Annotated in this window: 18 protein-coding genes and 1 riboswitch; of the genes, 14 read left to right on the forward strand and 4 right to left on the reverse strand. The window is 44.3% G+C overall.

The genetic code is table 11. The features are described 5' to 3' along the window. Window positions 1–7: 7 nt before the first annotated feature. Complete coding sequence (gene luxU, locus L4C44_RS10725; protein WP_146492242.1) at window positions 8–352, forward strand: quorum-sensing phosphorelay protein LuxU; 345 nt, start codon at window positions 8–10, stop codon at window positions 350–352. An 89-nt stretch (window positions 353–441) separates the two neighbouring features. Here the strand turns inward: luxU and L4C44_RS10730 are convergent, their stop codons facing one another. Beyond that, a complete protein-coding gene (locus tag L4C44_RS10730; protein ID WP_146492241.1) occupies window positions 442–1,329 on the reverse strand; it encodes a YvcK family protein in 888 nt (295 codons plus the stop codon). Between the two features lie 194 nt (window positions 1,330–1,523). Further along, window positions 1,524–1,676, forward strand: a riboswitch (molybdenum cofactor riboswitch). Here L4C44_RS10730 and moaA point away from each other — a divergent pair. The 11 genes from moaA to L4C44_RS10785 all read left to right on the forward strand — a co-directional run bounded on the left by moaA (window position 1,665) and on the right by L4C44_RS10785 (window position 12,098). Continuing rightward, window positions 1,665–2,654 carry a GTP 3',8-cyclase MoaA gene (moaA, locus tag L4C44_RS10735; RefSeq protein WP_102339796.1) on the forward strand — a complete coding sequence of 330 codons (990 nt, stop codon included), beginning with the start codon at window positions 1,665–1,667 and terminating at the stop codon, window positions 2,652–2,654. (Overlaps the previous riboswitch by 12 nt.) A gap of 356 nt (window positions 2,655–3,010) precedes the next feature. Next, window positions 3,011–3,523, forward strand: a complete 513-nt coding sequence (gene moaB / locus L4C44_RS10740) for a molybdenum cofactor biosynthesis protein B (protein WP_004734027.1) — start codon at window positions 3,011–3,013, stop codon at window positions 3,521–3,523. A gap of 12 nt (window positions 3,524–3,535) precedes the next feature. Continuing rightward, entirely contained in the window at window positions 3,536–4,015 is a 480-nt protein-coding gene (gene moaC, locus L4C44_RS10745) for a cyclic pyranopterin monophosphate synthase MoaC (protein WP_017093480.1), read from the forward strand. Beyond that, window positions 4,012–4,257, forward strand: coding sequence for a molybdopterin synthase sulfur carrier subunit (moaD, locus tag L4C44_RS10750; protein WP_017632501.1), 246 nt, complete (start codon window positions 4,012–4,014; stop codon window positions 4,255–4,257). Before moaC ends, moaD begins: the two co-directional genes overlap by 4 nt. A 2-nt stretch (window positions 4,258–4,259) precedes the next feature. Continuing rightward, entirely contained in the window at window positions 4,260–4,715 is a 456-nt protein-coding gene (gene moaE, locus L4C44_RS10755; RefSeq protein ID WP_327783650.1) for a molybdopterin synthase catalytic subunit MoaE, read from the forward strand. A gap of 652 nt (window positions 4,716–5,367) precedes the next feature. Continuing rightward, entirely contained in the window at window positions 5,368–6,999 is a 1,632-nt protein-coding gene (locus L4C44_RS10760) for an ABC transporter substrate-binding protein (RefSeq protein ID WP_327783651.1), read from the forward strand. Between the two features lie 114 nt (window positions 7,000–7,113). Further along, window positions 7,114–8,034, forward strand: a complete 921-nt coding sequence (gene oppB / locus L4C44_RS10765; RefSeq protein ID WP_017062174.1) for an oligopeptide ABC transporter permease OppB — start codon at window positions 7,114–7,116, stop codon at window positions 8,032–8,034. A 12-nt stretch (window positions 8,035–8,046) separates the two neighbouring features. Further along, the gene (oppC, locus tag L4C44_RS10770) at window positions 8,047–8,949 is read left to right on the forward strand and encodes an oligopeptide ABC transporter permease OppC (protein WP_428805001.1); all 903 of its coding nucleotides are present in this window, start codon (window positions 8,047–8,049) and stop codon (window positions 8,947–8,949) included. A gap of 42 nt (window positions 8,950–8,991) precedes the next feature. Further along, a complete protein-coding gene (locus L4C44_RS10775; protein WP_048659733.1) occupies window positions 8,992–9,963 on the forward strand; it encodes an ABC transporter ATP-binding protein in 972 nt (323 codons plus the stop codon). Then, complete coding sequence (oppF, locus tag L4C44_RS10780; protein WP_017632507.1) at window positions 9,960–10,952, forward strand: murein tripeptide/oligopeptide ABC transporter ATP binding protein OppF; 993 nt, start codon at window positions 9,960–9,962, stop codon at window positions 10,950–10,952. The genes L4C44_RS10775 and oppF overlap by 4 nt, the downstream gene beginning before the upstream one ends. Window positions 10,953–11,150: 198 nt before the next feature. After that, window positions 11,151–12,098, forward strand: a complete 948-nt coding sequence (locus L4C44_RS10785) for a glutathione S-transferase family protein (protein ID WP_146492237.1) — start codon at window positions 11,151–11,153, stop codon at window positions 12,096–12,098. On the opposite strand, the gene L4C44_RS10790 is transcribed toward L4C44_RS10785, so the two are convergent. The 3 genes from L4C44_RS10790 to L4C44_RS10800 all read right to left on the reverse strand — a co-directional run bounded on the left by L4C44_RS10790 (window position 12,090) and on the right by L4C44_RS10800 (window position 16,763). Further along, the gene (locus L4C44_RS10790; protein WP_146492236.1) at window positions 12,090–13,073 is read right to left on the reverse strand and encodes a GGDEF domain-containing protein; all 984 of its coding nucleotides are present in this window, start codon (window positions 13,071–13,073) and stop codon (window positions 12,090–12,092) included. The genes L4C44_RS10785 and L4C44_RS10790 overlap by 9 nt on opposite strands. Before the next feature lie 180 nt (window positions 13,074–13,253). Next, on the reverse strand, window positions 13,254–15,419 hold the full coding sequence (gene pta, locus L4C44_RS10795; RefSeq protein ID WP_285953202.1) for a phosphate acetyltransferase: 2,166 nt from the start codon (window positions 15,417–15,419) through the stop codon (window positions 13,254–13,256). A 147-nt stretch (window positions 15,420–15,566) separates the two neighbouring features. Then, a complete protein-coding gene (locus L4C44_RS10800; RefSeq protein ID WP_017107306.1) occupies window positions 15,567–16,763 on the reverse strand; it encodes an acetate kinase in 1,197 nt (398 codons plus the stop codon). 341 nt (window positions 16,764–17,104) lie between these two features. Here L4C44_RS10800 and yfbV point away from each other — a divergent pair, with 341 nt between their 5' ends. Together yfbV and L4C44_RS10810 are read left to right on the forward strand one after the other, a co-directional pair. Then, the gene (yfbV, locus tag L4C44_RS10805; RefSeq protein WP_017099049.1) at window positions 17,105–17,557 is read left to right on the forward strand and encodes a terminus macrodomain insulation protein YfbV; all 453 of its coding nucleotides are present in this window, start codon (window positions 17,105–17,107) and stop codon (window positions 17,555–17,557) included. 316 nt (window positions 17,558–17,873) lie between these two features. Next, entirely contained in the window at window positions 17,874–18,839 is a 966-nt protein-coding gene (locus L4C44_RS10810) for an ABC transporter substrate-binding protein (protein ID WP_146492234.1), read from the forward strand. The last annotated feature ends 102 nt before the right edge of the window (window positions 18,840–18,941 follow it).

Consider the following 18,941-nt stretch of genomic DNA (forward strand, 5'->3'; position numbering starts at 1 on the left):
AATCATAATGACGAAAGTATTAAATCAGCAAAAAGTTGATGAGCTTGCCGGCGAAATAGGGCAAGAGAATGTTCCTGTTTTACTGGAGATCTTTTTAGGTGAGTTGAAAGGCTACTACGAACACCTAGAGATAAATAAGGAGTCGGATACTTCTAAGTACTTGGCTGATATCAGTCATGCACTTAAGAGCAGCGCCGCGAGTTTTGGCGCGGACTCTTTGTGTAGTTTTGCGATTTGCTTGGATACGAAAGTGAAGCAAGCGCTGCCTGTCACTGAGGTTGACTTTCAAGATATGCAGAAACTGCTGTTATCCACCTACCAAGAATACCAGCAGTTGATGGCAGATATCTAAAGCGGTAGGGTATTACATATATTAAAAAAGGAGCATGAGGCTCCTTTTTGTGTTTGTTGGGGGGTGGAAATCAGATTCAGCTAATCAAGTTAAACCAACTGCTCCCTAATCGCTTGTTGGAGTTTTACGCGGTCGTGTCGCCAATCTCGATTCGGTGAGGCAAGATCAGTGGTCACGCAATTCCATAACCCTTCAAGTTCAGGGTGTGGCACATTGCCTAACACAATGTCTATCTTTCTTGCCTTACAGGTCCGTTCGCACCATTCCAATTGTTCCTGAAGTGTCATCTTGCCTGCTGGACCATGTTCTGGCGAAAGGTTTTCCACGAAAATAACCTTGGCGTTCCTGTTTTCAGCAATTGCTTTGCCGATCTCTGGTAATAAGAGCGGAGGCATAACACTGGTTAGAAAGCTTCCAGGCCCAAGAACGATACAGTCTGCTTGTTCAACGGCTGTTACTGCTTCTCTAGTTGCGGGCACCTCCGGCGATAAGTCCATCATGCGCAGCTTTTCTGTCATGTCATCAACGTTGGTCTCTCCAGTGACCCAACGGCCGTCCATTGAAAGAGCGGTCAGGTCTGAAGGGTGCTCGGTCATCGGCACGATATTAACGTCGACCTTAAGCATATTTCGAATTAGGTTAATTGCTTCCAATGGACGAACCGAGAGGTTGTCTAACGCAGTGAGCATCAGGTTACCTAGGTTATGACCATCGAGTTCGCCTTGGCCGCGAAAGCGGTATTCAAACATCATCGAACTGATTGAAGGTTCAGTGATCAATTGGTTGATACAGTTGCGTGTATCTCCCCAAGCGATACCACCTTGGCAGTCTCGAATTCGTCCGGTTGAACCGCCATTATCCGTTGTTGCAACAATGCCGGTTGCGTTGTTACCAAAGTCTTTTAATGCAGCAAGCATACGACCTAAGCCATGGCCTCCACCGATTGCTACGACTTTCTTTGAAGAGTAAATATTCATTTTTTGTTCTTGTTAGATTATTACCAACTATAATTTAGGTTAAATGCTTCTCGCTATATACTCAACAAGAGTTATTTTGAGCGTTTGATACGTTTTTTTTGCCGATGTGACCCGTTTTTTACCATCAGAGCTAGATTCACGTACAAATATTAAGTATTTTATTACTCAGCTACTGCACGTGTGAATATAACGTGCGGTTGCCATAACTCCGAGCTCTCGCATGCTAAGTCGCACAGTGGTATTTGCTGTACCGATACGCATCAAGAGCCAGTGACATGTTGTCACAAGGGCTTAATTGGAAATGATTATGCCTCCCGTGTTTGGAAAGGTGTTCCGTGGCGCAACAATTCGAAGATAGATTCCATCGCAAGTTTTATTACTTGCGCTTGTCGGTTACAGACGTCTGTAACTTTAAATGTACTTACTGCTTGCCGGATGGTTATAAACCGTCAGGGCAAAAAAACTCGTCTTTTTTAAGTGTTCCAGAGATCAAACGCGTTGTAAAAGCGTTTGCAGATTGTGGTACCTCAAAGATCCGCATTACAGGCGGAGAGCCGAGTCTGCGTAAAGACTTTCCTGAAATCATACATACCGTTGCTTCTACTCCAGGCATCGAAAAAGTAGCCACGACAACGAACGGCTATCGCATGGAGAAACAAGTAGGGCAGTGGCGTGATGCTGGTTTAACCCATATAAACGTCAGCGTGGATAGCTTAGATTCACGTATGTTCCATCAGATCACTGGTGAGAATAAGTTTACCGAGGTTATGCGAGGTATTGATAAAGCGTTTGAGGTTGGCTATGAACAAGTCAAAGTCAACGTTGTATTGATGAAAGACCTCAACAGTCAGGAATTACCAGCCTTCCTTAATTGGATCAAAGACAAACCTATTCAATTACGTTTTATCGAGCTGATGAAAACCGGCGAGATGGACGAGTTGTTTGATAAACACCATGTATCGGGCGTTGCGATTCGCAATCAGCTTATTGCTAACGGTTGGCTACTAAAAGTCAAAGCCGCTAATGATGGCCCTGCACAAGTGTTTGTCCACCCAGACTACAAGGGTGAAATTGGTTTGATCATGCCTTACGAGAAAGACTTTTGTGAGAGTTGTAACCGCCTGCGCGTGTCTGCGACAGGTAAACTTCACCTATGTCTGTTTGGCGACCACGGTGTTGAACTGAGAGATCTGATTCAAGAAGATCAACAAGAGCAAGAGCTCATTGATCGAATTCAGGCTCAGCTTCAAACCAAGTCCGTTAGCCACTTCTTACATGATGGCAACAGCGGCATGACTCCAAACTTGGCGTCAATCGGCGGTTAACCCGCTATACACTCTAAAGCATTTTATCGCTCAGCTTCATTAGGCTGGGCGAATCAGTCTAGGGCGTGTTGCTCTTTCGAGCTGATTTTTGCAGCGAGTTGCTGGGTATTTATACAAGGCAGAGGCTTTGATGTGTAGCTAGCCTACATGAGAAGTCGATAACGTAGTAGAAATGACCAGCAAACGCTGCCCGAAGGGTTCGGCTAAAAGCGTTTTACTCTTTGTTGAGGGAGATTTGCTTAGAATGACTAGGCTACTTCCCCCTCGCCGCGATTAAAACGCTTTTATCTCGAACAAAATTTAATCACGAAAGGCCAACACGCCCTCATAATTGAAAAATTTATATAGGTGAACAAATGGGTCACGCAGAAAGCAAATTCCAAGCAGCAAACATCGCAGTACTAACGGTTTCAGATACGCGTACAGAAGAAAATGACACGTCAGGTGGTTACCTAGCTGAACATGCTAAAGAAGCGGGTCACAACGTTGTTGATAAGCAAATCGTTATCGACGACATGTACAAGATCCGTGCGATCGTATCTAAGTGGATCGCTGATGAAAGTGTACAAGCGATCATGATCACTGGCGGTACGGGCTTCACTTCTCGTGACAGCACGCCTGAAGCGCTTAAGCCACTATTCGACAAAGAAGTAGAAGGCTTTGGTGAGCTATTCCGTCAAGTATCTTACGAAGAGATCGGTACATCGACCATTCAATCTCGTGCGATTGCGGGCTTTGCTAACCACACAGTAATCTTTGCGATGCCAGGCTCTACAGGTGCTTGCCGCACGGGTTGGACTAAGATCATCAAGCAACAGATGGATGCTAGCCACCGTCCTTGCAACTTCATGCCACATCTTTCTGTATAAGGCGGTTTGAGCATGAGCCAATTTACACACATTAACGCGTCTGGTGAAGCAAACATGGTCGATGTATCGGCTAAAGCTGAGACAGTACGTGAAGCGAGAGCGGAAGCTTTCGTAAAAATGTCTGCTGAAACACTAGAGCTGATTGTTTCTGGTAGCCACCATAAAGGTGATGTTTTCGCAACGGCACGTATTGCTGGTATTCAAGCGGCTAAAAAGACGTGGGATCTGATTCCACTGTGTCACCCTCTACTATTAACCAAAGTAGAAGTGCAGCTTGAAGCTATCGAGTCTGAAAACAAGGTTCGCATCGAATCTGTTTGTAAGCTTGCTGGTAAGACTGGCGTAGAAATGGAAGCGCTAACGGCTGCTTCTGTTGCTGCGTTAACGATTTACGATATGTGTAAAGCTGTTCAGAAAGACATTGTTATCGAGAATGTACGCCTGTTAGAGAAGACGGGTGGTAAATCTGGTCACTTTAAGGTGGAATCATGATTACAGTTCTTTTCTTTGCTCAAACTCGTGAACTTGTTGGTGTGGACAGCGTTGAAGTTGATGCACAGTTCAAGACGATTGAAGCGATTCGCAGCCACCTTGTAGCACAAGAAGGCAAATGGGATATCGCTTTGGAAGAGGGCAAGCTTCTAGCTGCGCTTAACCAATCAATCGTACCTTTGACGACTGAAGTGAAAGACGGCGACGAAGTGGCTTTCTTCCCACCTGTCACTGGAGGCTAAGCATGGATCCAAGAGTATTAGTGACAGCAGAGGATTTCTCTGTAGGCGACGAATACGGCTACTTGGCTCAAGGTACAGCTGCCGGAGCGATTGTGACGTTCGTAGGTAAAGTTCGCGACATGAACCTCGGCGATAACGTGATTGGTTTGTCTCTTGAGCACTACCCGGGTATGACAGAAAAGTCGTTGAGCGAGATCTGTGATCAAGCTGAAGCGCGCTGGCCTATCCAGAAGATGCGAGTGATTCACCGAGTTGGTGACTTAGATATCGGTGACCAGATTGTTTACGTTGGTGTATCAAGTGCGCACCGAGGTGCTGCCTTTGAAGCTTGTGAGTTTGTTATGGACTTCCTGAAAACCACAGCGCCGTTTTGGAAAAAAGAACGTACCACCGAGGCGACTCGTTGGGTCGATTCTCGCGATTCAGATGCAAAAGCAGCAGAGCGCTGGGAGAAGTAATTTCTCTTAAAGTGATGTTGCTTCAACATTTACTCATTTATATATGAGACAGTCAAAAGCCGACCACTTAGGTCGGTTTTTTTGTACCCGCCACCAATTAATTTATAAACATCCAGCGCTTCAATAAATTGTTAATCACTGCTGTTGCATATAAATTCAACCATCAGTTTTGTCTGAATTAGTGCATCGAATTTTCCGTTTTGGTGCAGTGCATTATGCTGTTTTGTATAAAGTGATAACCCTCACAAATAGTGGAGTCTATTTAGGGGATATGTGATGTGCAATTAGATTTCATGTGGCATTAATGTTAATTTGCTGGCGGTGTTCTAGCATAAGATGCTAAAAAAAAGTATCAATACAGATACATCAACACTAAAGGCTGTTTTTTAATTAATCCTTATGTGTAACTCACTATTCATTAGGTTTTTATTAGAGATTTACACTATTACCTTAAGTAATTCGGAGAATTATCCGATTTTTTGCGACTTGTTTATGGCAAATTACTTCAATGGTTGATAGTGTGTGCCTCAATCTTTGTAAGGTTTTAGATTTTTATGCTTAAATTTTGAGCTAAATAAATCTAAATCACTGCCGTTCAGTGAACCTAGCAAAGAAGTCATGGATGCAATACGGAAAACTTGGAGTTTATTAAATGTACAAGAATAAAATCACTCAGGCCCTTCTTCTAGGTGCTGGTTTGGCAGTGGCTGCCACGTCTACTCTTTCTATCGCTGCTGAAGTTCCAGCAGGTACAGAATTAGCAAAAGTTCAAGAACTTGTTCGCGGTAACGGTACTGAAGTTGCTACTATTGACCCACACAAATCTCAAGGTGTACCAGAATCTCACGTAATCCGTGATCTCCTTGAAGGTCTAGTGAACCAAGACGGCGAAGGTAATACTATCCCTGGTGTTGCTGAAAGCTGGGAAACGACAGACAACAAAACATTCACTTTCCACCTACGTAAAGACGCAAAATGGTCTAACGGCGATCCTGTAACAGCTCAAGATTTCGTATACAGCTGGAAACGTGCAGTCGATCCTGCGACGGCTTCTCCATACGCTTGGTACATGGAATATACCAAGATGGCGAATGCGAAGGACATCGTAGCGGGTAAGAAAGACAAGAGTGAGCTAGGCGTTAAAGCTGTAGATGCAAACACGCTTGTTGTTGAATTAGAAACAGCGGTACCATACTTCGTAATGATGATGGGCCACACAACAATGAAGCCAGTACACCAGGCGACTGTTGAAAAATACGGTGACCAGTGGACTAAGCCAGAGCATTTTGTTGGCAATGGCGCATTCTCTGTTGATAAATGGGTTGTTAACGAGCGTCTAGTACTTAAGCGTAACGACCAATACTGGAACAACGATAAGACGGTTCTAAATAAAGTAACCTTCCTACCAATCGAAAACCAAGTAGCGGAAATGAACCGCTTCCTATCTGGCGAAATCGATTTCACAAACGAACTTCCAACTGAGCACTTCAAGCGCCTTCAAAAAGAGTACGCAGAAGATGTATCTGTAGCGGGTAACCTATGTACTTACTACTACATCTTCAATACGAAGAAAGCACCATTTGATGATGTTCGTGTTCGTCAAGCAATCTCTTACGCGATCGACCGTGATATCGTAACAGGTGCTATCCTAGCGCAAGGTCAAAAACCTGCGTATTTCCTAACGCCTGAAATCACAGCTGGCTTCGATCCTGAGCTACCTGCTTACGGCAAGATGTCTCAGAAAGAGCGTAACGCAGAAGCGGAACGTCTTCTTGAAGAAGCGGGTTACGGTAAAGACAACCCACTTAAATTCAACCTGCTTTACAACACTTCAGAGAACCACAAGAAGATTGCTGTAGCGCTAGGTTCTATGTGGAAGAAAACACTGGGTCTTTCTGTAACACTTGAGAACCAAGAGTGGAAAACGTACCTATCTTCTAAAGATTCTGGTGACTTCGAAGTAGCACGTGCTGGTTGGTGTGGTGACTACAATGAAGCGTCTTCGTTCCTAACGCTAATGAAGAGTAACAACACTACCGGTGGTGTTCACTACGACAGCGCGGCTTACGACCAGATCATCGATAAAGCACTTAACTCAACTTCAGAAGAAGAGCGTAAAGCACTTTACCTAGAAGCTGAGGCGCTAATGGCAAACGACATGCCAATCGCTCCTATCTACCAATACGTTAAATCTCGTCTACTTAACCCGCATGTTGGTGGTTTCCCAATCAACAACGCGGAAGACAAGATCTTCTCGAAAGACCTATACATCAAAGCTCAATAATAAGCTTCGATTCTAAAAAGTTAATATAACTATAACGATACAGGCACTACATGCGCAGGGCGCGCATGTAGCGTCTTTCTAATTTTAATTGTCACAGACTGAAAGAGTGAGTTTATGCTTAAATTCATTATGAAAAGGATATTTGAAGCGATTCCAACCATGTTGGTGTTGATCACTATATCTTTCTTTCTCATGCGTTTCGCACCGGGTAACCCGTTTTCAAGCGAACGTCCATTACCGCCAGAAGTTATGGCTAACATCGAAGCTAAATACGGCTTAGATAAACCAGTATTTGAACAATACACCACGTATTTGACAAATATCTTACAAGGTGACTTCGGCCCCTCGTTTAAGTACCAAGATTACACAGTAAATGAGCTGATCGCGGTTGCACTTCCAGTATCTGCGAAGGTAGGTTTCGTTGCCTTTATCTTCACACTATTGATGGGGGTCACTGTCGGGACGATTGCTGCCTTGAAGCACAACACCTGGGTCGACTACACCATAATGTCGACCGCCATGCTCGGGGTGGTAATGCCATCTTTCGTGTTGGCACCGGCGCTTATTTACCTTTTCTCCCTGCACTGGAACATATTCCCAGCAGGTGGTTGGCATGGCGGTACATTCATGTACATCGTGCTGCCTGTTATCGCGATGTCTCTTCTTTACGTAGCAACCTTTGCTCGTATTACTCGTGGTAGCATGATTGAAACGCTAAACAGTAACTTTATCCGAACTGCACGTGCAAAAGGTCTAAGCTACCGTTACATCATTCTAAAACATGCACTTAAGCCAGCAATGCTGCCTGTTGTTTCTTACATGGGCCCTGCATTCGTAGGTATCATCACAGGTTCAGTTGTTGTTGAAACCATCTTCGGTCTACCAGGTATCGGTAAGCTGTTTGTTAACGCCGCGTTTAACCGTGACTACTCGCTAGTAATGGGTGTAACCATCTTGATTGGTTTCCTATTCATCTTGTTCAACGCAATCGTTGATATTTTGCTAGCGCTGATTGACCCGAAAATTCGCTACTAACAGGGACTGGTTATGTTGAAGAAAAAAGAAAATTTAGAAGCGATCGAAAAGTTCTCTGAGAGTTTAGAGATTGAAGGTCGTAGTTTGTGGCAGGATGCACGCATTCGTTTCATGCGTAACAAAGCTGCGATGGTCAGCCTGTTCATCCTTACTATTATGGTACTGGCAGTTATCTTCTTACCGATGCTAGCTCAGTACACTTATGATGATACTGACTGGTACGCAATGCACGTGGGTCCAAACGCGGATCATTGGTTTGGTACTGATAGTTTAGGCCGTGACTTGTACGTTCGTACGCTTATCGGTGGCCGTATCTCACTAATGGTTGGTGTGATGGGTGCCTTCGTAGCGGTACTTATTGGTACGCTTTACGGTGCAGCTTCTGGCTTCATCGGTGGTCGTACTGACCGAGTGATGATGCGTATCCTAGAGATCTTGTACGCGGTTCCATTCATGTTCCTAGTTATCGTTCTAGTAACATTCTTTGGTCGTAACATCATCCTTATCTTCGTTGCTATTGGTGCGATTGCTTGGCTCGATATGGCGCGTATTGTACGTGGTCAAACGCTGAGCTTACGTAGTAAAGAGTTCATTGAAGCAGCACACGTATGTGGTGTGAGCAAATGGAAGATCATTACACGTCACATCGTACCAAACGTACTGGGTATCGTAGCGGTTTACTCTACGCTGCTTATTCCAAGCATGATCCTTACAGAATCATTCTTATCTTTCCTTGGTCTTGGTGTTCAAGAGCCTATGACAAGCTGGGGCGCATTGCTTCAAGAAGGTTCGCAAACAATGGAAGTTGCTATCTGGCAATTGATGTTCCCTGCGGCATTCATGGTAGTTACGCTGTTCTGCTTTAACTACGTAGGTGATGGTCTGCGCGACGCGCTTGATCCAAAAGACAGATAAAGAAATAGCAATTAAAAGCTATAAAAGATTAAGGAAGCAATAATGAGCTTATTAGATGTCAAAGATCTGCGCGTCGAATTTACCACGCAAGATGGTATCGTAACCGCAGTAAACGATCTGAACTTCTCACTCAATCAAGGCGAAACGCTGGGTATCGTGGGTGAGTCAGGTTCAGGTAAATCACAAACTGTATTCTCTATCATGGGCCTGCTGGCTAAGAACGGTATCATCTCGGGTAGCGCGAAGTTTGAAGGTAAAGAGATTCTTAACCTTCCAGAGAAAGAGCTCAACAAAGTTCGAGCTGAACAGATCGCGATGATCTTCCAAGATCCGATGACATCACTGAACCCTTACATGAAAGTAAGTGATCAGTTGATGGAAGTACTTATGCTGCACAAAGGCATGGGTAAAGCAGAGGCGTTTGAAGAATCAGTACGCATGCTTGAAGCGGTTAAAATCCCTGAAGCACGCAAGCGTATCACTATGTACCCACACGAATTTTCTGGCGGTATGCGTCAGCGTGTGATGATCGCAATGGCACTATTGTGTCGTCCTAAATTGCTTATTGCTGATGAACCAACAACCGCTTTGGATGTAACTATTCAAGCGCAAATTATGGAATTGCTGAACGAATTGAAAGATGAGTTCAACACGGCAATCATCATGATCACCCACGATTTGGGTGTGGTTGCAGGTTCATGTGACAAGGTACTTGTGATGTACGCTGGTCGTACAATGGAGTACGGCACGGTTGATGAAATCTTCTACGAGCCAAGCCACCCATACGCTGAAGGCCTGCTGAAAGCGATTCCTCGTTTGGATACAGAAGGTGAAATTCTACCGACTATTCCAGGTAATCCACCAAACTTACTTCGCCTGCCAACAGGCTGTCCTTACCAAGACCGTTGTCACCGTGTAATGGACCGTTGTAAGCAAGAAGCACCTATTTTGACGCCATTTGGTAATGACCGTCAGCGTGCTTGTTTTTCTGACTGGGAGACTTGGACAAAATGAGTGTAGATAAGCAGTTATTATTAGATATTAAAGACCTGAAAGTTCACTTTAGCATCGCAGCTAAATCAGCGTGGCCTTGGGCAAAACCGTCAAACCTGAAAGCTGTTGATGGCGTTGATATTCACCTTTACGAAGGAGAAACGCTGGGTGTAGTAGGTGAGTCTGGTTGTGGTAAATCGACATTTGCTCGTGCAATCATTGGTTTGGTTGAAGCGACAGACGGCGAAGTCATGTGGTTAGGCCAAGACCTAACTAAAATGCAGGAAGTGCAGCGTCGTGAAACTCGTAAAGAGATTCAGATGATCTTCCAAGACCCACTGGCATCGCTTAACCCGCGTATGTCTGTTGGTGACATCATTGCCGAGCCTCTAGAGACTTTTTACCCAGAACTTTCTAAACAGGAAGTGAAGGACCGAGTTAAAGAGATGATGGCAAAGGTTGGTCTACTACCAAACGTAATCAACCGTTACCCACACGAGTTCTCTGGTGGTCAGTGTCAGCGTATCGGTATCGCACGTGCTCTTATCTTAAAACCTAAGATGATCATCTGTGATGAACCTGTTTCGGCATTGGATGTATCTATCCAAGCTCAAGTAGTTAACCTTTTGAAGGAATTACAAAAAGAGTTAGGTTTGTCTTTGGTATTCATCGCACACGATTTGTCGGTTGTTAAACACATTTCTGACCGCGTGTTGGTGATGTACTTAGGCAACGCGGTAGAACTTGGCGAATCAGATGCATTGTTCTCTGATCCTAAGCACCCATACACCAAAGCGTTGATGTCTGCAGTTCCAATTCCAGACCCACGCTTAGAGCGCAGCAAAACCATTCAGATGCTGGAAGGTGATCTACCGTCACCAATCAACCCGCCATCAGGTTGTGTGTTCCGTACTCGTTGCCCGCAAGCAACAGAGGCGTGTGCGCAAACTAAGCCAACGATTCAAGGCGATGACGTTCACGCAGTATCTTGCTTGCACGTACAAGTCTAGAGCCTATTTAAAACGGTTCAGCCTGTGACAGGCTTAAGCGCGACTAGTTATTAGAGTCGCGCTTTTTTTGTCTTAGGCTTATTGGTTCGCTCAACAAGCTTCATCAAAATATTCGAACAACTAAGCCAACTTCTTCTAGTTTTGAAAAAGTTGGCTTTTTTTATACTAGAGAAAAGTTAGCATCACAGAGGTTTGGATATGGGCAAGTTAGTTGAAGGTGTTTGGCACGATGTGTGGTACGACACCAAAGAAAGCGGTGGTAAGTTCGTTCGTGAGGATGCGGGCTTTCGCAACTGGGTTGAAAATAAAGCCGGAGCGCAATTTGAGCCAGAAAGTGGTCGTTACCACCTATACGTATCGTTAGCTTGTCCGTGGGCGCATCGCACGCTGATCTTCCGTGAACTGAAAGACCTAACCGATCACATCGATGTGACAGTAGTTTGCCCTGATATGATGAGTGAAGGGTGGCAAATGGGTTTGCCTGAGCCTCTGTTCGGTCACACTCGCATGCACCAAATCTACACCCAAGCCAAACCGGACTATTCAGGTCGAGTCACGGTTCCTGTTTTATGGGATAAGAAAACCAACACCATCGTGAGCAATGAGTCGTCTGAAATCATCCGCATGTTCAATTCAGAATTTAATGAGTTAACAGGTAACACCGATGATTACTACCCATGGGAATTGGCGAGCAAGATTGACGAATGGAACGACTACATCTATCCGAACATCAATAACGGCGTTTATCGTACCGGCTTTGCGACAACACAAGAGGCTTATGAAGAAGCGTATGACGCGTTATTTGAAGCGTTAGACAAAGTGAATGCCCATCTTAGCGAGCACCGTTATCTGGCAGGTAATGAGATTACAGAGGCGGATTGGCGGTTGTTTACCACTTTGGTCCGATTCGATGCAGTGTATGTGGGTCACTTCAAGTGTAACAAGCAGCGAATTGCGGACTATGAAAATATCCAGGGCTACCTAAAAGAGCTGTATCAGATCGAAGGCATCAAAGAAACGACCGACTTTTATCATATTAAGCGTCACTACTATTACAGCCACGCAGGTATTAATCCAACTCAAGTTGTCCCTGTTGGGCCTAACTTGGATTTAGATTCCCCGCATAGACGTGATGAGTTAAGCTAATATCACTTGATTTCTTCCATTTGATTTCGCTTGATATAGTGCTTTATCAGTTTGTTGAAGCGCTGTATCAACGCTATGTTCAGAAAGAGATAAAGGAACTAACCCTCCACTAATCGTCACGTTTAGTGAGTGTTCGTTGTCGTAAATTATGTTCTTTTCAATAGATTTACGAATCATCTCACTGAAGTGAAAAGCACTGTCTGCATCTGATGCTTCAAATACAATACAAAACTCCTCACCACCAACACGATACAGTTTATCCGAGCCTGCTGTTTCTTGAATCACCTCACATGTAGACTTGAGAACCGTATCTCCACAACTATGTCCGTAACTATCGTTTATTTTTTTAAAGTGATCTAAGTCGAAATGGAACAAATAGAGGTTATGTAGGTGGGCTAACTCATGGCTCGCGTCGTGTAATAGGCACAGCCGATTTTTGGCCTCGGTTAGGGAGTCCGTGAGTGCTAGAGTTTGGAGGTTATGTTGAACCCGTTCTCTTACTTCTTCATAAGCAAATGAAATGATCCATACCGTTATATAAGGCAGAGAAAAATTAAGAAACGCAAAAGGATTTGTTTGGACGTGGTTTTGATTCACGACAGTTAAGCATGTAACCAGAACTGCCAAGGTTAAAAGGGAGCCAACATAGCGATTGAAAAAAAGGTGATACAAAAGTGGTAAACAGAATGTCCACAAAATAAGAGCAGAGGACACCTTTGTAACGGTCAATCCATACATGATGATAAATGTAAAAAATGCAGCGATGCTTGGGTAGTGCCAACTTCTAATTATATTTTTCTTACTTTCAACAAGTACATAAAAGCAGAACAGTGAGAAAATCAATTCAATAGCTGCGAAAGTATGCGCACCTATATAAAGGTAATTAAGGCCTGCTAAGCCAAGAGAGATAACACCGAGTGTCACGCACGCAACGGTAAGAACTTGATTTTTTTGGGCACTGATAGATGGCAGCATAATTTACATGATGAGTCATTAGTCGCTAAATACTAGCAACTAAATTTAAAGAAATCTCTAATATACGTATTTTTAGTAGATGATATTAGTTAAGTGGTATAGGTCTAATTTGAAAAAATAGATAAGTACAAATAAAAAACCCTCGCGAGTGGCGAGGGTTTTGCATAGTAGAAACAGCAATTAGTTAATTACTTTTTCTTCAGCTTGAGCGGCTTGGTCTGCTTGGATAGCCGTTAGAGCTACTGTGTAAACGATGTCGTCTACTAGAGCGCCACGAGACAAGTCATTTACTGGCTTGCGCATACCTTGAAGCATTGGACCGATAGATACTAGATCTGCTGAACGCTGTACAGCTTTGTAAGTCGTGTTACCCGTGTTTAGGTCTGGGAATACGAATACAGTCGCTTTACCAGCTACTGGAGAGTTTGGTGCTTTAGAAGCAGCAACGTTTTCCATGATAGCAGCATCGTACTGTAGAGGACCGTCGATCACTAGATCAGGACGTTTCTCTTGAGCAAGCTTCGTTGCTTCACGTACTTTATCTACGTCTGCACCCTTACCAGATTCACCTGTAGAGTAAGAGATCATAGCAACGCGTGGGTCGATACCGAATGCCGCAGCAGAATCTGCAGATTGGATAGCGATTTCAGCAAGCTGTTCAGCTGTTGGATCTGGGTTGATCGCACAGTCACCGTATACAAGAACTTGATCAGGCAGAAGCATGAAGAAGATTGAAGATACGATAGAAGCATCAGGAGCAGTCTTGATGATCTGGAACGGAGGAACGATAGTGTTCGCCGTAGTGTGAACAGCACCAGAAACTAGGCCGTCAACTTCGCCAGCTTCAAGCATCATAGTGCCGAGGAATACAGAATCTTCTAGCTTCTCACGAGCTACAACTTCAGTCATACCTTTAGCGCCACGAAGTTCTACTAGACGAGCTACGTAGTTTTCGCGAACTAATGCAGAATCGATGATCTCAACGCCAGCGCCAAGCTCAACACCTTGCTGTGCAGCAACACGACGGATTTCTTCTGGGTTACCTAGAAGTACACACGTTGCGATACCGCGCTCAGCACAGATAGCCGCAGCTTTAACTGTACGTGGCTCATCACCTTCAGGAAGTACGATGCGCTTAGCTGCTTTACGAGCAAATTCAGTTAGCTGGTAACGGAATGCTGGTGGGCTTAGACGACGGATACCTTGAGTACCTTCAGATAGAGAATCAATCCAAGGGCCGTCAATGTGGCTTGCAACGTGATCGTTAACGAACTCGATACGCTCTTTATCGTCTGCAGGAACTTCTAGGTTGAAGCTCTGTAGGTTAAGAGACGTCTGCCAAGTGTTACCTTGAGCCTTGAAGATCGGTAGACCTGAAGCGAATGCTGGTGCACAAAGGTTAGCAATGCTTTCTGGAATGTCGTAACCGCCAGTAAGTAGGATTGCGCCAATCTCAACACCGTTTTTCGCAGCAAGAGCCGCAGCAACGATAACGTCAGGACGGTCTGCAGAAGTTACTAGCAGTGAACCTGGTTTGAAGTGCTCAATCATGTGCGGTAGGGAACGTGCACAGAAAGTGATGCTCTTTATACGACGAGTAGCAATCTCACCTTCGTTAACGATTTCAGCATTAAGGTGCTTAGCCATATCAATCGCACGAGTTGCGATTAGGTCGATGCTCCATGGCACACAACCAAGAACACGGATAGGACTTGAGTTGAAGATTTGCATTACTTCAAGGTTCGCTTGCTGAGCTGTGTCTGCATCGTCAAAGATTTCAGATAGGTCAGGGCGAGTACGACCAGCTTCATCAACAGGAGCGTTAAGCTTGTTGATGATTACACCTTTGATATTCTTGTTCTTAGTACCGCCGAAGTTAGAACATGCTACTTCGATACGCTCTTTAAGTTGCGTAGGGTTGTCAGTACCAGGAGTCGCAACGAATACGATCTCCGCACCAAGTGTTTTTGCGATTTCCGCATTTACTTGGTTTGCAAATGGGTGCTTACGAGTAGGTACTAGGCCTTCGATTAGCGTTACTTCTGCGTCTTTGTTGATTTTGTTGTATTGCTCAACAACAGACTCAAGAAGTACGTCCATTTTCTCGCTACCGATCAAAGCTTCAGCTTTAGTCATTGCGATTGGCTCACCAATCTTAATGTCGCTGTTTGCGCTGATGATAGTAGACGTTAGATCTGGTTGGTTACCACCGCTACGAGGTTGAGCGATTGGCTTATAGAAAGAAACACTTACGCCTTTACGCTCCATAGCGCGAAGAACACCCATGCTAACACTAGTAAGACCAACACCAGCGCTTGTAGGGATAAGCATAATAGTACGTGACATTGACGAACACCTTTGACTATTGGAAATAAAAAAAGCTCAACTGCTATTCCCACCGATATTTAAATTGGGGTAGGAATAGAAGTTGAGCCCCATTTTCTTAATATGAAAAACTGACTAGCTTCTAGTGAAGCTAGTCAGGAAAATCAATTAAAGACCTGCTAGTTTCGCAGTGTCTTCAGCAATTACTAGCTCTTCGTTAGTAGAGATAACCATTGCAGGGATACGGCTGTTAGCTGTAGTGATAGTACCTTCGCCGCCGAAACGAGCTTTAAGGTTAGCTTCACCGTCAACTTCGATGCCGAAGATGCCTAGGCGGTTAAGAACCATTTCACGGATTGGGCCAGAGTTCTCGCCGATGCCGCCAGTGAAAGTGATTGCGTCTAGACGACCTTCTAGAGTTGCAGTGTAGCCAGCAACGTACTTAGCTAGACGGTGACAGAACACGTCCATTGCACGAGTTGCTTCTTCTTTCTCACCGTAGTTGTCTTCAACGAAACGACAGTCAGAAGTCACTTCAGTTAGACCCGCTAGGCCAGACTCTTTAGTTAGCATGTTGTTGATTTCTTCAACAGAGTAACCAAGAGCGTCGTGTAGGTGGAAGATGATCGCAGGATCTAGATCACCACAACGAGTACCCATTACTAGACCTTCAAGAGGAGTAAGACCCATAGAAGTATCTACAGATTGACCGTTCTTGATAGCACATACAGAAGCGCCGTTACCTAGGTGACAGTTGATGATGTTAACTTCTTCAACTGGCTTGTTTAGTAGGCCTGCAACTTCACGAGTGATGAATAGGTGAGAAGTACCGTGCATGCCGTAACGACGGATGCCGTGCTCTTTGTACAGGTTGTACGGTAGAGCGTATAGGTAAGACTCAGAAGGCATAGTTTGGTGGAACGCAGTGTCAAATACAGCAACGTTTTGTAGACCAGGGAAGTTCTGTTGAGCTGCTTCGATACCGATAAGGTGAGCTGGGTTGTGAAGAGGTGCGAAAGTCGCAGCATCTTGAATACCCTTAAGAACTTCATCAGTGATAAGTGCAGAAGAAGTGAACTGCTCGCCACCGTGTACGATACGGTGACCGATAGCGCCAAGGTTAGCTTTAAGCTCAGGCTTAGAAGCAAGAATAGTTTCTACCATGAAAGATAGTGCTTCTACGTGAGCTGCGCCCGCGCCTAGTTGTGCTTCATGCTTGCCATCAAGTTTCCACTTCATACGAGCTTCTGGAAGACCTAGACACTCAGCAAGACCAGTTAGGTGCTCTGCACCTGTTTCTGCATCAACAACAGCGAATTTAAGAGAAGAACTACCACAGTTTAAAACTAAAACTAGCTTAGACATTAATGACTACCTGTTTATTTTTCTGATCGAAATCAGTTAAGGATGAAAATTAATCTCAAGAATAGTCGAAGCACATAGGCTTGCGTACTAACCTTGGTCAAAAAAACGTTAATTTCCGTATAAAGTGAAAGCGCTCTTTATCAAAAAGAGGCTTGTGCATTCCTTGCAGAAGTCTTCCCAAAGTTGCTTAAATTGTAAATAAGGGCAACAATGAGATTGAGGTCTGCAAATAATAGCGATATTGTGCAAATATAACAAAAAAATTTGAAAGAATATTATTTTTCGTCAAATTTTTGTGTTTTTAGTTGATGGTTTCAACTTTTTTTTAATGGGAGACTCATATGAGCAATAGAGTTGGTTTAGCTAGTAGTTTAAAAGATGGCCAAAAGTACATGGATCTCTGGCCCGTCCGAAAAGAGTTAAACGCGATCTTCCCAGAACAGCGCATTATTAAAGCGACGCGTTTTGGCGTGAAAGTGATGCCTGCGATTGCCGCTATTAGTGTTCTTACACAAATGGTCTTTAATAATTACCAAGCGATGCCACAGGCTGTGGTTATGGCTTTGTTTGCAATCAGCTTGCCGCTTCAAGGCATGTGGTGGTTGGGCAATCGCTCAAATACACAACTTCCGCCGGCGCTAGTATCTTGGTACCGTGAATTGCATGAAAAGATCACTGAAACGGGTTTTGCGTTAGAACCGATGAAGTCGCGCCCTCGTTATAAGGAATTGGCGATTATCTTGAATCGCGCATTCCGTCAGTTAGACAAATCTTCAATGGAACGTTGGTTCTAAGAAAACCTCACGGCTCCCTATCGTCTGAGAACAGCTATATTTAGTTGATGGCATGTTCTCAGATTCGTTCCCATCACACTTTTTGTTTATCTTACTCTTTGCTGTTCGTTTCATTTGCCTCTTGTTATTCACTTCATTTCTTACCTACGGATTCAACCCAACCAGCCTTTTGACGCATAATTCGAGCTTTGTTGTGTTTTTGTTAAATATCACTTCAAGTCATCAAAACTTACTGGTAATAATATCAATAGTGAATTTAATGTTGTGTTCTCTCTAGATCGAGCAATAACAACGAGCGCTTGATGAAGGGAGTATTATGGGTTCTGTAAGAAGAGTATTAACGGCTGCGTTGAGTGGTTGTCTGTTGATGTGGGCTAGTAGCGTGGCAGCAAATATTGCCAAGGTATCGGTTTCACAAGTTGTCGATCATCCAGATTTGAATGCAACGCGCTTAGGGCTTCTTGAAGGATTAAGAGCTAAAGGCTTTGAACCCGGTAAGAACTTAGAATTTTCCTATGAAATGGCTGATGGCAACCCGGCTCAGGCAGCAAAGATTGCCAGAGAGTTGGTCAGTGAAAACCCACATGTACTCGTTGGTATCGCAACACCGACTTCTCAAGCTTTGGTTTCAGCAACTCGCTCGATACCAATTGTGTTTACCGCAGTAACTGACCCCGTCGGTGCAAGGCTTGTCAAACAGTTAGATAAGCCGGGCCGAAATGTCACGGGTCTTTCTGATCTCTCGCCAATCGTCCAACATGTATCTTTGATCAAAGAGCTTCTTCCTGAGGCTAGTTCAATCGGTGTCGTTTATAACCCTGCCGAAGCGAATGCCGTTGCGTTAGTTGGGTTATTGAGAAAGGCGACCCGAGACTTCGGGTATACACTTCATACTGAAAAAGTGCTGACTATCGATGATGTAGAAGCAAAAGCCGAATCCGTCGCGAAGAAATCTGATGTTATCTATGCGTTGACCGACAATACGGTTGCTAGCGGTATGGAGGGGCTGATAGACGCTGCAAACCAAGCTGGCACACCTGTGGTTGCAGGAGCGACGTCTTATGTGGGCAAGGGGGCGATTGCTGGTTTAGGCCTAGATTATTATGATGTTGGGATTCAAACTGCGGATTATGTGGCTGCAATTCTTAACGGACAGAAGCCAGGGAAGTTGAGTGTCAAAACTGCGCAGAGTTCTCAGCTGGTGGTGAACCTAGATGCTGCTCGTAAGCTTGGCGTGACTGTACCTCAGTCTGTGATCGATCGTGCGATAGTTAGTCGTTGATATAACAATTCTAAATTAGATCTCCCTATAAAAAACGAGCAATTCATTTGTTCATTTTGAGAGATATCGACTTACTGAAAACAAAGTGGATCTACAAAACGT

It is taken from the genome of Vibrio satsumensis, assembly GCF_050337435.1.
Lineage (GTDB): Bacteria > Pseudomonadota > Gammaproteobacteria > Enterobacterales > Vibrionaceae > Vibrio > Vibrio satsumensis.

Excerpts from the sequence above, each read along its gene's own strand:
- luxU (WP_146492242.1), top strand. The coding sequence starts at position 8 with ATGACGAAAGTATTAAATCAGCAAAAAGTTGATGAGCTTGCCGGCGAA.
- L4C44_RS10730 (WP_146492241.1), bottom strand. The coding sequence starts at position 1,329 with ATGAATATTTACTCTTCAAAGAAAGTCGTAGCAATCGGTGGAGGCCAT.
- moaB (WP_004734027.1), top strand. The coding sequence starts at position 3,011 with ATGGGTCACGCAGAAAGCAAATTCCAAGCAGCAAACATCGCAGTACTA.
- moaC (WP_017093480.1), top strand. The coding sequence starts at position 3,536 with ATGAGCCAATTTACACACATTAACGCGTCTGGTGAAGCAAACATGGTC.
- moaD (WP_017632501.1), top strand. The coding sequence starts at position 4,012 with ATGATTACAGTTCTTTTCTTTGCTCAAACTCGTGAACTTGTTGGTGTG.
- moaE (WP_327783650.1), top strand. The coding sequence starts at position 4,260 with ATGGATCCAAGAGTATTAGTGACAGCAGAGGATTTCTCTGTAGGCGAC.
- L4C44_RS10760 (WP_327783651.1), top strand. The coding sequence starts at position 5,368 with ATGTACAAGAATAAAATCACTCAGGCCCTTCTTCTAGGTGCTGGTTTG.
- oppB (WP_017062174.1), top strand. The coding sequence starts at position 7,114 with ATGCTTAAATTCATTATGAAAAGGATATTTGAAGCGATTCCAACCATG.
- oppC (WP_428805001.1), top strand. The coding sequence starts at position 8,047 with ATGTTGAAGAAAAAAGAAAATTTAGAAGCGATCGAAAAGTTCTCTGAG.
- L4C44_RS10775 (WP_048659733.1), top strand. The coding sequence starts at position 8,992 with ATGAGCTTATTAGATGTCAAAGATCTGCGCGTCGAATTTACCACGCAA.
- oppF (WP_017632507.1), top strand. The coding sequence starts at position 9,960 with ATGAGTGTAGATAAGCAGTTATTATTAGATATTAAAGACCTGAAAGTT.
- L4C44_RS10785 (WP_146492237.1), top strand. The coding sequence starts at position 11,151 with ATGGGCAAGTTAGTTGAAGGTGTTTGGCACGATGTGTGGTACGACACC.
- L4C44_RS10790 (WP_146492236.1), bottom strand. The coding sequence starts at position 13,073 with ATGCTGCCATCTATCAGTGCCCAAAAAAATCAAGTTCTTACCGTTGCG.
- pta (WP_285953202.1), bottom strand. The coding sequence starts at position 15,419 with ATGTCACGTACTATTATGCTTATCCCTACAAGCGCTGGTGTTGGTCTT.
- L4C44_RS10800 (WP_017107306.1), bottom strand. The coding sequence starts at position 16,763 with ATGTCTAAGCTAGTTTTAGTTTTAAACTGTGGTAGTTCTTCTCTTAAA.
- yfbV (WP_017099049.1), top strand. The coding sequence starts at position 17,105 with ATGAGCAATAGAGTTGGTTTAGCTAGTAGTTTAAAAGATGGCCAAAAG.
- L4C44_RS10810 (WP_146492234.1), top strand. The coding sequence starts at position 17,874 with ATGGGTTCTGTAAGAAGAGTATTAACGGCTGCGTTGAGTGGTTGTCTG.